We start from the raw sequence: 12,779 nt of genomic DNA on the forward strand, positions 1-12,779 counted from the left end.
CTTTCTGATGCCGTCACCGCCTGTCTGAAGGCGTTTCTTCCATGCGTATTTCTTCTGTGATATCCGGCAGGAACAGCCCGTATCTATCGCTTTCAACATAGGAAGAGAAATAGCCGGCGCCCTCGATGTACTCGTAGTACTGCGGCACTGCGGCAGACCGGTCTTCGAGGGCCGCCACGAGCAGATACCGGCCTGTGTTGAGCTGGTTTCTCAGGCGAAACGCGATGTCGAACTCACTGCCTTCGAAATCGAAGTCAATGCCTTTCTCGTCGTGAGTGGTCCGGACGATCAGATCCGTGCCTTTCGTATCCTTAATGGAGAAAGCCACGCTCAGCGCGCGGCGATCGATGCCTTCAGGAATCTGGATCGCCAGGCGGACGATCATCGGCTCGAATGCCGTGAACACGCTTTGGCGCCGACCGGCCGAGTTCAGGACCTGGGCCGACACGATCGATCCGACGTGCGTTCCCCAATGGTTGATCGGTTCGTCACTGGCAGTTGGGGCGATCCGCCCCGCGCTTTCAGCGGCCTGATCGTTCTGCTTCGCTTCTTCCTCAACACCGGCCGCGCTGTCTGCCGACTGACCGGACACTCCGATCGCTTCGCTTTCGCCGAGTCCTTCGGACATGAACTGCGTGTATTGCGCGGTAACGGCGAACGCGTTGCCCGCCATCCGAACCCGCCCACCATCGAGCCAGACGGCACGCTCACACAAGGTTCGCACCGAGCCGACGTCATGCGACACGAAAAGAATCGTGACACCTGAATCCTTGAGTTCCTTGATCTTGTTGAAGCATTTGGCCTGGAAGCGCGCGTCGCCCACGGCAAGGGCTTCGTCGATGATCAAGACCGCCGGGTCGACGTGAATGGCCACGGCAAACGCGAGGCGCACATACATGCCGCTCGAGTAAGTTTTGACTGGCTGATCGATGAAATCGCCAATTTCCGCGAACTGCTCGATGCTGGCGAATTTCCGATCGATCTGGTCGGCAGTCATTCCCAGCATGGCGGCGTTCAGATAGACGTTTTCCCGACCGGAAAACTCCAGATTGAAACCGGCTCCCAATTCGAGCAGCGCCGCCACGCGACCGTTGATCGCGATGTCACCCTGGGTGGGGCGCAGTGTTCCGCAAATTATCTGCAAGAGCGTGGACTTGCCGGACCCGTTGCGCCCAATGATGCCGACCGTTTCGCCGCGTGTGACCGAGAGCGAAACGTCCCGAAGCGCCCAGAATTCCCGCGAATACCCGGTGCGTTTTGGGAAGACGATATGCTTGAGACGGTCGAGCGGCGTTTCGTATATGTCGAAACGCTTCGACGCACCTGTCACCTGAATCGTGGTTTCAGGCTTGCCAACCTGATTCATTTCCATGAGCTTCGGCCTTTACAGAACGTCCGCGAATCCTTCGCGTGTCTTCTGGAACCAGGCCAGACAGAGCCACGCGAAAGCGATGCTGCATGGCAGATAGATCGCGATCCCCGCAAAGTCAGGCAACTCGCCCGCGATCATGACCGCTCGTGCCTGCTCGATGATGAAAGTCAGCGGATTGGCCAGAATGAGTGCCCTGAAAGCGGGCGTCAAAGTATCGAGCGCGTAGAAAACCGGCGACAGGAACATCAACAGGGATGAAAGCAGCGTGGTGACATAGGTCAGGTCGCGCACGTAGACGCCGGTGGCGGCGAACAGCCAACCCACACCCACGCCGACAAACGCGAGCGGAATGAAGAGCGCCGGCAAAAAGACGATCGTCCATTGAAGCTTTCCGTAGACGCACAGCGCGAAGACAACCCAGACGGCAAGACTCGTCATGAAGTGAAATGCCGCCGAGGCGACGGTAATCCACGGCAGGATTTCAAGAGGAAAGACGACCTTTGTCACGTAGTTCGCGTTGGTCGTGATAATGGTCGGCGCTCTATTCAGGCACTCGGCGAAGAAATTGAAGAGAATGAGGCCCACGAACAGAATCACCGCGAACTGAAAACTAGTGTCGGTTCCTGGCCAGCGCGATTTCAACAGCGTGCCGAAAACAACCGTGTACATGGCGAGCATGATCAACGGCTGAACGATAGACCACGCCAGCCCCATTACCGATCCGCGATATCGGCTCAATATATCCCGCCTGGTTAGCGCGACGATAAGCTGGCGTTGCTGCCAGGGAACCAACAAAAGATCGCGAAAATGAGCACGAGGATGAGATTCCTCGCGACCATCGTGTTTATAGGTAAAGCTCATATTGGCAGATCGCCTTGAACAGCGCCGGCTGATTTAACGGTCAACGAAGAGGCAAATCATGCGGCGACGAATGAACCTGCCGGGATTTCGCCAGTCGGTGCCTGCTCCATTGCGCTTGAATAACCCTACGGTCTTGCCAAACTCGCGCGAACGAATATCACTATCTTGAAGTAGTTAAATTCACATCTAAAATGTGCAAAAGATTAATAACCGAAAGCTCACCAGCATTCGTATTGTCAACGAATTGGGTCGGCTAAAACCTTAGAAAATGATGATGCGCAAAGAAGAAAGTCAGAAACGGTTGCGGGAATATTCGACTTCAGTGCAGGAATTTTCTGCAAAAATCGAGAGAAGTGGAATGCGACCGAATCCCGCAGTGCGCGGCGTTCATGTCGAGCGCCCGCCGGATACCAGGTATCCGTATCACAGCCCGTTGCAGGCTGGATGAAATCGAACATCGTCGATGTTCGGAAGCAGCGTGCATTCGCACGCTGCCTGGCTCGTCATCTCGATTGCATTGCTTACGGCTGCGCGGCCGCGGCATCATCCTCACGAAACAATTTGTCCGCCAGGTGAAACGCCGAATTCGCCGCCGGCACACCGCAATAGATCGCGGTTTGCAGCAGCACTTCCTTGATCTGCTCGCGCGTCACACCGTTATTCTTCGCGGCCCGCAGATGCAGGGCGAGCTCTTCGCTGCGGTTGAGCGCGACCATCATCGCGATGGTCAGCAGGCTGCGCGTGTGGCGCGGCAAACCGTCGCGCGTCCAGATTTCGCCCCACGCATAGCGCGTGATGAAATTCTGAAACTCTTCCGTCAGTTCAGTACGGTTCGCGAGCGACCGGTCGACGTGCGCACTGCCGAGCACCGCACGGCGCACACCGAGCCCGGCTTCGTAACGGTCTTCGTCGTTCATTTCTGCTCCGTCAGGAAGTCGATCACGGTCTTCGTGAAAGCGTCGGCTTTCTCGATATTCGAAATATGCGAGGCGTCCAGTTCCACGTAACGCGCGCCCGCTATCGCCTGCGCCAGTTCGCGGCCTTGCGCCGGCGTGGCGGCCAGATCGTGCGTGCCGCTGATCACCAGCGCGGGCACCTTGATGCCGGGTGCCTCGGGGCGCAGGTCGGCGGCGTCGATCGCATCGCAATTCGACGCGTAGCCTTCCTTGTCGGTGTGCGTGAACACGTCGCGAATCATGGCCAGCACCACCGGCTCGCGCTCGATATAGTCCGCCGTGAACCAGCGCGGCAGAACGGCATCGGCCAGCGCGGCCATACCTTCGCTGCGCGCTTTCGCGGCGCGCGGCACCCACACTTCCGGCGAACCGATGCGCGCGGCCGTATTGCACAGCACGACGCGCTCGATACGATCCGCGTGGCGCGCCGCCAACGCAACGCCGGTCAGCCCGCCCATCGAGAGTCCGCAGAAATTCGCGCGGGCGATCTTCAGCGTGTCCATCAGGCCGAGCACGTCGCCGGTGAGTTGCTCGATCGTGTAGGGGCCTTTCGGCGCTTCCGAATGGCCGTGGCCGCGTGTGTCGTAGCGCAGCACGCGAAAGTGTTTGGACAGCGCCGCGACTTGCGGCGCCCACATGGACAGATCGGCGCCGAGCGAATTCGACAGGACGATCCACGGCGCGTTGCCGTGGCGGTCGCCGTCGATTCGATAATGAAGCTCGGTGCCGTTGACTGCGGCGTAAGGCATGCCGGTTACTCCCTGGAATGGTCGCGCTGCGAGCGCGTGGTGTGAAGTGCCAGCGCGGCGTCCACATAAGCGTGCGCCTGGCCGACATAGTGAGCAGGATCGAGCAATTGCTTCAGACGCTCGAGCGGAAGATGTTCGGTCACGGCCGGGTCTGCGGCAAGCACGTCGAAAAGGGTTTGCCCGTCGCGGATCGCGGCTTTCGACGCACGCTCCACCAGATGATGCGCGTCGAGCCGGCCGATGCTGTCGCCGAGCGCGAGCATGACCGCTTCGCCGAGAATCAGGCCATGCGTGATGTCGAGATTGGCCGCGAGCCGCGGCACGTTCACGTTCAGCCCCACGGCGATCTGTTCGATGTTGGCGAGTGCGCCGCCCGCGAGGCGCGCCAGATCCGGCAACGCATCCCACTCGGCTTGCCAGCCGCCGAGCGCGCGTTCGTGCTCCTGCACCATGCCCGCGAACACCGTGGCGACCAGCCCCGGCGCACGCGTGGCCGCCGTCAGCACCGCCGCGCAGCCGACCGGGTTGCGCTTGTGCGGCATGGTCGACGAACCGCCTTTGCCGGCCGCGGCCGGTTCGGCGAGTTCGTCGATTTCGGTTTGCATCTGCAGCGAGATGTCGCGCGCGATCTTGCCGAGCGTGCCGATCAGCATGCCGAACAGCGAGGCCGTTTCGGCTATGCGATCACGCTGCGTGTGCCAGGGCAGCGTCGGCACGGCAAGGCCAAGTTCTCGTGCAAGCGATTGGGTGACTTGCGGCGCGGCATCGCGCAGGCTCGCCAGCGTGCCCGCTGCGCCGCCGAATTGCAGCACCAGCACGCGGGTGCGCAACGCATCGAGCCGCTCGCGATGACGCAGCAATGCGTCGAGCCATTGCGCGAATTTCAGGCCGAGCGTGATGGGCAGCGCCTGCTGCAACCAGGTGCGGCCGATCATCGGCGTGGCGCGGTGCGTGGCCGCGAGTTTCGCCACGGCGTGACAGGTGGATTGCAGGCTGTCGTCGAGGAGATCGAAGGTGTCGCGCAATTGCAGCACCGTCGCCGTGTCGATGATGTCCTGGCTGGTGGCGCCCCAATGCACGTATTTCGACGCTTCGGCGTCGGCCGCCTTGACGCGCGCGGTGAGCTGCTTGACGAGCGGAATCGCGAGATTGCCGCCGAGCGCGGCGTCGCGCGCGAGCGCGTCGGCGTCGAGTTGATCGGCCTGGCAGGCGGCCTCGATGGCGCCCACCGCCGTATGTGGGATGACGTTATGCGCGGCTGACGCGCGCGCGAGCGCTGCTTCCACGTCGAGCATCCGTTGCAGCGTGGCACGCGGCGCCCAGATGTCGTTCATGGGCTGCGTGCCGCAAAGAAGGCCCGTCAGGCGGGCGCTGGAGTCGAGCATGATGGCGTGAGTGGCCGAAGTATCGAAATTGAAAGCGCCGCCGCGCGTCAGGCCGCGTTTGCGGCTTGCGTACCGTCGATCAGCGGCACGCCGGTCAGCTTGTGCAGTGCATCGAAATCGATATCCGAGAAAATCTCGCGCACCACGAGCCCCTGATCCGTGACATCGATCATCGCAAGGTCCGTATAGATGCGGTCGACGCAACCCACACCCGTTACCGGGTAGCTGCATTCGGCGGCGATCTTGCTCTCGCCCTGCTTGGTCAGGTGCTCCATCATGACATAGACCTGCTTCGCGCCGATCGCGAGATCCATCGCGCCGCCAACGGCGGGAATCGCGTCGGGCGCGCCGGTGTGCCAGTTCGCCAGATCGCCCGTGGCCGACACCTGGAAGGCGCCGAGCACGCAGAAATCCAGATGGCCGCCGCGCATCATCGCGAACGAATCCGCATGGTGGAAATAGCAGCCGCCCGTGAGCAAGGTGACGTGCTGCTTGCCGGCGTTGATCAGTTCGTCGTCTTCCTCGCCTTTGGCGGGCGCCGGGCCCATGCCGAGCAAACCGTTTTCACTGTGCAGGAAGATTTCCTTGTCGGCGGCGAGATGGTTGGCCACCAGCGTCGGCACGCCGATGCCGAGGTTCACGTAGGCGCCTTCGGGAATATCCAGCGCAACGCGCTTGGCCATTTCATCGCGGGTCAGTTTTTTCATGTCGGTCTCCGGTTCAGGCGGCAGCGTCGTGAGGATTGGGCAGCGGGGCGTGCGCCGCTTGCGGCACTTCGATCACGCGCTGCACGAAAATGCCGGGCGTAACGATCACTTCGGGATCGAGCGCTCCGAGCGGCACGACTTGCGACACCTGCACGATCGCGGTTTTCGCCGCGCTTGCCATGATCGGTCCGAAATTGCGAGCCGTCTTGCGATACGTGAGATTACCCCAGCGATCGCCTTGGTACGCCTTGATCAGCGCGAAGTCGGCATGCAGCGGCGACTCCAGCACATAGTGCCGGCCGTCGATCAGGCGCGTTTCCTTGCCTTCGGCGAGCTTGGTGCCGTAACCGGTCGGTGTGAAGAAGCCGCCGATACCCGCGCCTGCCGCACGAATGCGCTCCGCGAGATTGCCCTGCGGCACCAGTTCCAGTTCGATCTCTCCGGCGCGATACAACGCGTCGAACACATACGAATCGGTCTGGCGCGGGAACGAGCAGATGATCTTGCGCACGCGCTTGGCCTTGAGCAGCGCCGCGAGGCCGATATCGCCGTTACCGGCATTGTTGTTGACGATGGTGAGGTCGCGCGCGCCCTGTTCAATGAGCGCGTCGATCAATTCCGACGGCATGCCGGCCGTGCCGAAGCCGCCGATCATGACGGTCGCGCCGTCCTGGACATCGGCGACGGCCGACTGAAGTGACTCGAAAATCTTGTTGATCATGTCGAATTTCCTTTTGGGGCGCTGCGTGCCGCGAGGCTGGCTGCGTTTCAGGCAGAGCGTGGGCGGAACGGTCTCCGGGCCAATGCGGGCGGTGGCTCGCCAAGTGCGGATGCGGGCTGGCGCCGTCGGTTAGCTCGCTTCAAATTTGTTCGCTGTATGAACATGGATTCGTTTAGCGAACGTTCAGGCGATTATGGTTGTCCTTCGGGCAGGTTGTCAAGGCAGGGAATTCCCCTTAATCATAGGTTTTACCGCGCGTTGTGCAGGTTTTGTTGTGTGCTTCGCCTGCCGATAGCGGGCAAGCCGCACTATCCCAGACAAGGATTATTGGGCTAACCTCTATCCTCATATCGCATACCCCGCCCCGCCTCACAGGTCACGGAAGCATGTCTGAAACGAACCTGGATCTGAACCTGATCCCTTACCTCGTCGCCATGGAGGACACCCGCAATGTCAGCCGTGCGGCCGAGCAGCTCGGCGTGAGCCAGCCGCGCGTGAGCACCGCGCTGGGAAAATTGCGCGAGTACTTCGACGATCCACTGTTCGTGCGCACGTCCAAAGGCATGGAGCCGACGCCGCGCGCCCTCGCCATCCTGCCCGCCGCGCGCGACGCGCTTCTGCGTATCGAGAAAGGCATGCTCGACGTGCAGGAATTCGACCCGGCCACCAGCACGCGCACTTTCTCGATCGCGCTCTCGGACGTCGGCGAGATCGTGTTTCTGCCGCGGCTTCTGCAACTTTTCGCGGAACGCGCGCCGTTCGCAAACCTGCGCTCTGTAACGCTCTCACCGTCGCAGGTGGAGCGCGGGCTTGAATCGGGCGACATCGACCTCGCCGTCGGCTATTTCCCCGATCTGTCGGGCAACAACTTCTTTCAGCAGCGGCTCTTCACCCATCGGTTCATCTGCCTGATGCGCACGGGTCATCCGCTTTCGAAGGCGCCGCTCACGCTGGCGCAATACGTGGCGGCGGGCCACGCGGTCGTGCGCGCCGAAGGACGCAGCCAGGAAGTGCTCGAACACTACCTCGAGAAGAAGCGCATCAAGCGCCGCGCGGTGCTCGAAACGCCCCACTTCATGAGCCTGCCCTTCATCCTCGCGCGCACCGACCTGCTGGCGACCGTGCCGCACGCGATCGGCTTCGCGTACGTGTCGGAGCACGCGTCGATCACGCTGGTCGAGCCGCCACTGCCGTTGCCGCATTTCGATCTGCGGCAGCATTGGCATCGCAAGTTTCATAACGATCCGCGCGCAGGCTGGCTGCGCAGCGTGGTCGCCGAACTGTTCAACGACGCGATGGACGAATGGCCGAAATGAGCGGCGGACTATCAGCGCACTGATAGCGGCGATGTTGCATGAGACGAGAAGGGACATCGCCACGGCATGGTGAAAAACATGGAACAATGGCCGCACTCATTGAACCCGCGCGCTCCGTACAGCGTCGACGCGCGATCCCGGAGGAGCGACGGATGACCAGCAGCAAGGCAAAGAAGATCAAACCCACGGCCGCAGCAGAGCGCCCGAGCCGCGAGGAAGCCGAAGCAGCCGTTCGCGTGCTGCTGCGCTGGGCCGGCGACGATCCGGCGCGTGAAGGTCTGATCGATACGCCCGCGCGCGTGGTGCGCTCATACGAGGAGTTTTACGCGGGCTACCAGGTCGACCCCCGCGAGATCCTTGCCCGCACCTTCTCCGAAGTGGACGGCTACGACGAAATGATCGTGCTGAAAGACATCCGCTTCGAGAGCTATTGCGAACATCACATGGTGCCGATCATCGGGCGCGCGCACGTGGCGTATTTGCCGCAGCATCGCGTGGTCGGCATCTCGAAGCTGGCGCGCCTCGTCGATGCGTTCGCCAAGCGCCTGCAGATCCAGGAAAAGATGACGGTGCAAATCGCCGACACCTTGAACGACGTGCTGCAACCGGCGGGTGTCGGCGTGATTCTCGAAGCCGCGCATCAATGCATGTCGACTCGCGGCGTGCACAAGGCCGGCGTGACGATGGTCACCTCGCGCATGCTCGGCACGTTCCGCACGGATCCGTCCACGCGCCGCGAGTTTCTGTCGATCGTCGGCAATCCGGGCGTGGTGGCTGTCTCCAACACGTAGGCACAGCCCAGCTTCGACAACAGCGCCTCATGCCACGCCGGGCCTTCTGCGCATCTCCCCGAAGGTGGCCAGCAACACCGCGCCCAGCACGCACGCGACACCGGCCAATTGCGCCGCGCTGACGGGTTCGCGCAGCAGCAGCGCGGCCAACGCCACCGCGCTCACCGGCACGAGCGCGGTCATCAGCCCCGCTTCCGCGCCGCTGATTCGCGCGGCGCCCGCGTACCAGAGCACGAAGCCCGCCACGGTCGGCACCAGCGCGTAATAGAGCACGCCAACCAGTGCACTGGCATCGACCGGCAGCGTCCACGGTCGTTCGAAGCAGGCGGGCACGATCGCGACCGCGAAGCCGATACCGCACATCAACGCCGACAGCGGCAACGGCGCAACCGCCGTGCGCAGCTTGCGATTGAGCAGGATGAACAACGCCTCGCAGACAATCGCAAGGAACACGAGCACGTTGCCCGCCAGCGAACTGGCTGCATGCGGCGCAGGGAACGCGTCGAGATGCACGGTGCAGACCAGCACGCCGGCCGTCGCCAGCAGGATCGCGCCGAGCAGCGCGGGCCCGGGGCGCTCACCGAGCGCGAGCATGGCGACACCGGCCGACACGGCGGGCAAGGTGCCGGCAATCACGCCGGCATCGGCAGCCGAGGCGAGCTTCATCCCGCAGATCAGCAACACCGTGTAGCCGACGCTGCCCGCACCTGCCTGGGCGATCACGAGCAAGGTATCGCGCCGGTCCAGACGCGGCCAGCGCACGCCGCGCCAGCGCATTACCAGCACGAACAGGGGAAAGGCAATCGCGAAACGCAGCGCGGTGGCGCTGAACGGCGGCAGCCCGGCCGCGATCGATTTACTGACCACCACCGTGCTGCCGACCCCAATCATGGCCAGCGCGCAAAACAGGTATCCGGCATGCCGCGAGTTCATGGTGCTGTCCTGTGTAGTTGGAACGAGCACGAAGATTAGGCGTACGCCAGCCGACGGTCTTGAATGAAATTGCAGCGAGAGAGTGAGTCAATGACTCGGGTTTGCGGAATCACGCCGACGCCTTCAATGCTGCCCCCGCGCCAGATCCATCGAGTATCCTGAGCGAGCGGCTACAACGGTCGGCGCGGACCCCGCAATCGGGCTCTTCGGGAACACACTTTGCCTCCCTCCAGAAAGGCCGCACGGCACGCCGGCTCAACCGCAAGAACAGGAGTTTCTCAATTGGTAGAGTTTCCGTCTTCGGCAGTATCGACCTGGGGCGGCGCGGTCGTGTTCCTCAACGTCCTGTTGACGCGACTCGGCGTGCCGATTCCCGCGGTTCCCGTGCTGCTCTTCGCGGGCTCCGCGATCGCTGCCGGCACCCTGTCCTTCTGGCCGATTCTCGCCGCCGCCGTGCTCGGCGCGCTGATCGGCGACGGCGCATGGTTCGCGGCCGGCCGCCTGTATGGCCGCAAGCTGATCGCCGCGTTAGGCCGCCTCTCGCCGGCTGTCTATCCGAAGGTCAATAAAGCGCGCGCGCTGTTCGAGCGTTTCGGCGTGCCGCTCGTGTCGATCTCGAAGTTCGTCCCCGGACTCGCACTCATCACCCCGCCGCTGATGGGCACGACCGCCGTCGATGCGCGCATCTATGCGGCCTGGGATCTTGCCGGCGTCCTCGCTTGGGCCAATTTCTGGCTGCTCGGCGGCGCTGCCGCGGAACGGCAACTGCACATGCTGGTCGAGTTCGTCAAAGCGCGCGGCGGCACTGTCATCGACATTCTGCTGGCCGCCGCCCTGATTTATCTCATGTTTCGTTTGCAACAACGGCGCCGCGAGCGCCGCCGTTTCGCGCAAGCCGCCGCGGATGCCGCAGCCCAAGCCGCCGTCCCTGGCTGGCGCCTCGTCGCGCCGCCCAAGGTGCTCGACGCCCGCCCGCAAGCCTTTTCGCTCGAAGCGCCGCGCCGCATTCCGGGCGCGCTCGCGTTCGATCCGCACTCGCCGGAGCAGATTGACGGCGCCCTGCGGGCGCACGATACGGTGATCTACTGCATCTGCCCGGACAGCGCGACGGCTGTCGATATCACGCAACGCATGCGGGACAACGGTTATACGAGGATTCGCGCACTCAGGGGCGGCCTCGACGCCTGGCAGCGGCGCGGTTTTCCGGTCGAACCGCTGCCACCCACCGACGAGCTGTTCACCGGCAGACGCGCGCCGCAACTCGGCGGTGAGGCCCACGGCGCCATTACGCTGCGCGGCTTCGCCCCGCGCAGCAATCAAGGCACTTGAGCCGCACCATTAGCGGCTCAGTCCGGGCCGTTTACGATGGCGAATCTTGCGCTATGGGACGCTCCGCCCACCCAGCCGATCTGATGCGATTACGGCCGGCCGCTTTGGCTGCGTAAAGCTGCCGGTCCGCTGCTGCCAGCAGATCGAGAGCGTTGGCGCCCTCGGCCGGCACGCAGGTCGCGCAACCCACGCTCACCGTCACGCTGACCGCTTCGCCGTCCCTGTGAATGACATCCTGCTCCTGCACCTGGCGGCGAATCATCTCGGCCACGGTGAGCGCGCCCTCGGCCGGCGTCTCCGGCAAGATCACGGCGAACTCTTCGCCGCCGTACCGCGCCACCAGGTCGACCCAACGGCGCACCGTCGCCGAAATGCATTCGGCCACGGCGATCAAGGCCTCGTCGCCGCTAGCATGGCCGTAGGTGTCATTGAATTGCTTGAAGTGATCGATGTCGATGAACAGCACCGACAACGGTTGCCCGCTGCGCCGCGCGCGCCGCCACTCTTCGTCGAGCCGGGTGTCGAGCACGCGACGATTGCTCAGTCCGGTGAGCGGGTCGGTCGCGGCGAGCCGGACCAGCGCCGCTTGCGCGCGCAGCTTGTCACGCAATGCCAACGACAACAGCCACGACACCATCACGAATACCGCCCCGAACGCGAGCGTGAGTGCCGCGGTAATCCGGCTGCGGTGGCGCCACGGCGCCAGCACGTCGTCCACGGCGGGAGCGACCACCGCGATCAGCGGCGTGCCTGGCACGCGTGCGTAGGTGTAGATACGCCGCACGCCGTCCACGGCCGAATTCGCCTCGTACGCGCCCGCGTCGTGCGCGGCCATGACCTGGAACGTCGGCGACTTCGCGATGCTCGAGCCGATATCGCGCGGGGAAAACGGCTTGCGCGCGACCAGGGTGCCGTCGTCCATCACGATGAATACCGATCCCAGCCGGCCCGTGTCGATCCGGTCCAGCAGATGTTGAAAATATTCGATGCGAATGGCCAGCAGCGCAACGCCGGCAAAGCTGCCGTCCGCTTCGCCAATGCGTCGCGTCAGACCGATGGTGAGTTTGCCGTCGCGCAGGCGCGAACGGAACGGATGCGAGAAATACAGGCCAACGGCTGGGCTGCGCTGATGCACGAGAAAATAGTCGCGGTCGGCGAGGCGGATCGCGTCATTCACCTCGCCGTTCTGCGAGGCGATGATCTGTCCGTCTCGACCGATCACGTACGCGCCGCCCAGGTACGCCGCGGTTGTCGCCCGGTCGAAGAGCACCGCGCGCTGCACGTCGGCGGGCAACGTCCAGGAGGCTTCGTTGCGCGCCCCGTCCACCATGGCATGCAGCGACAGATCGTAGATTTCGACGTTGCGCGCGAGGTCAGTGGATATGATCGCGACGAGGTTTCTCGATGTCTCACGCGCGTGATCGAGCGCGTCGGCGCGTCCGTTGCCGAGCGTCAGCAGTGTCAAGCCCGCCATCGAAACGGCCACCAGCGTGCCCGCTACCCCGACGAAAGACGGATGGTTACCCACGTATCGCGAAACACCGGCGCTATAGACGCGCAATCGCTTGCGCAAGCGCCGACGCAGCGAAAGCGTTTGATGTGCCACGTGCGCATCGCCTCCTTCGCAAATAATCCGCATGCGTCCCGCTCATGCGGATG

Annotated in this window: 13 protein-coding genes; 3 read left to right on the top strand and 10 right to left on the bottom strand. The window is 63.3% G+C overall.

The features are described 5' to 3' along the window. Positions 1-13 precede the first annotated feature (13 nt). The 8 genes from AC57B1_RS06155 to AC57B1_RS06190 form a co-directional block, all read right to left on the bottom strand. The gene (locus AC57B1_RS06155) at positions 14-1,372 is read right to left on the bottom strand and encodes an ABC transporter ATP-binding protein (RefSeq protein ID WP_496416967.1); all 1,359 of its coding nucleotides are present in this window, start codon (positions 1,370-1,372) and stop codon (positions 14-16) included. A gap of 12 nt (positions 1,373-1,384) precedes the next feature. Beyond that, positions 1,385-2,233: an ABC transporter permease gene (locus tag AC57B1_RS06160; protein WP_496416968.1), complete on the bottom strand. Its 849-nt coding sequence runs from the start codon at positions 2,231-2,233 to the stop codon at positions 1,385-1,387. A 236-nt stretch (positions 2,234-2,469) separates the two neighbouring features. Further along, positions 2,470-2,691, bottom strand: a complete 222-nt coding sequence (locus AC57B1_RS06165) for a hypothetical protein (RefSeq protein WP_496416969.1) — start codon at positions 2,689-2,691, stop codon at positions 2,470-2,472. A 63-nt stretch (positions 2,692-2,754) separates the two neighbouring features. Continuing rightward, a complete protein-coding gene (pcaC, locus tag AC57B1_RS06170) occupies positions 2,755-3,150 on the bottom strand; it encodes a 4-carboxymuconolactone decarboxylase (RefSeq protein WP_091806734.1) in 396 nt (131 codons plus the stop codon). Next, on the bottom strand, positions 3,147-3,938 hold the full coding sequence (pcaD, locus tag AC57B1_RS06175; RefSeq protein ID WP_496416970.1) for a 3-oxoadipate enol-lactonase: 792 nt from the start codon (positions 3,936-3,938) through the stop codon (positions 3,147-3,149). Before pcaD ends, pcaC begins: the two co-directional genes overlap by 4 nt. A 5-nt stretch (positions 3,939-3,943) precedes the next feature. After that, positions 3,944-5,323 (bottom strand): 3-carboxy-cis,cis-muconate cycloisomerase, encoded by a 1,380-nt coding sequence (locus AC57B1_RS06180; protein ID WP_408342216.1) that lies wholly within the window; start codon positions 5,321-5,323, stop codon positions 3,944-3,946. Between the two features lie 47 nt (positions 5,324-5,370). Further along, positions 5,371-6,030, bottom strand: coding sequence for a 3-oxoacid CoA-transferase subunit B (locus tag AC57B1_RS06185; protein WP_091806724.1), 660 nt, complete (start codon positions 6,028-6,030; stop codon positions 5,371-5,373). Between the two features lie 13 nt (positions 6,031-6,043). Continuing rightward, positions 6,044-6,751: a 3-oxoacid CoA-transferase subunit A gene (locus tag AC57B1_RS06190; RefSeq protein ID WP_408342214.1), complete on the bottom strand. Its 708-nt coding sequence runs from the start codon at positions 6,749-6,751 to the stop codon at positions 6,044-6,046. Positions 6,752-7,137: 386 nt separating this feature from the next. Here AC57B1_RS06190 and AC57B1_RS06195 point away from each other — a divergent pair, with 386 nt between their 5' ends. After that, positions 7,138-8,067, top strand: coding sequence for a LysR family transcriptional regulator (locus tag AC57B1_RS06195; protein ID WP_408342212.1), 930 nt, complete (start codon positions 7,138-7,140; stop codon positions 8,065-8,067). Positions 8,068-8,219: 152 nt separating this feature from the next. Continuing rightward, on the top strand, positions 8,220-8,858 hold the full coding sequence (folE, locus tag AC57B1_RS06200) for a GTP cyclohydrolase I FolE (protein ID WP_408342210.1): 639 nt from the start codon (positions 8,220-8,222) through the stop codon (positions 8,856-8,858). A gap of 27 nt (positions 8,859-8,885) precedes the next feature. On the opposite strand, the gene AC57B1_RS06205 is transcribed toward folE, so the two are convergent. Continuing rightward, positions 8,886-9,791 (bottom strand): DMT family transporter, encoded by a 906-nt coding sequence (locus AC57B1_RS06205; protein ID WP_496416971.1) that lies wholly within the window; start codon positions 9,789-9,791, stop codon positions 8,886-8,888. 282 nt (positions 9,792-10,073) lie between these two features. On the opposite strand from AC57B1_RS06205, the gene AC57B1_RS06210 reads away from it, so the two are divergent. Beyond that, complete coding sequence (locus tag AC57B1_RS06210; protein WP_496416972.1) at positions 10,074-11,120, top strand: VTT domain-containing protein; 1,047 nt, start codon at positions 10,074-10,076, stop codon at positions 11,118-11,120. A gap of 31 nt (positions 11,121-11,151) precedes the next feature. Here the strand turns inward: AC57B1_RS06210 and AC57B1_RS06215 are convergent, their stop codons facing one another. Beyond that, the gene (locus AC57B1_RS06215; RefSeq protein ID WP_496416973.1) at positions 11,152-12,726 is read right to left on the bottom strand and encodes a GGDEF domain-containing protein; all 1,575 of its coding nucleotides are present in this window, start codon (positions 12,724-12,726) and stop codon (positions 11,152-11,154) included. Positions 12,727-12,779: the final 53 nt, after the last annotated feature.

The sequence above is a fragment of the Paraburkholderia sp. BGA-UO-ETr-F21 genome, assembly GCF_059567925.1.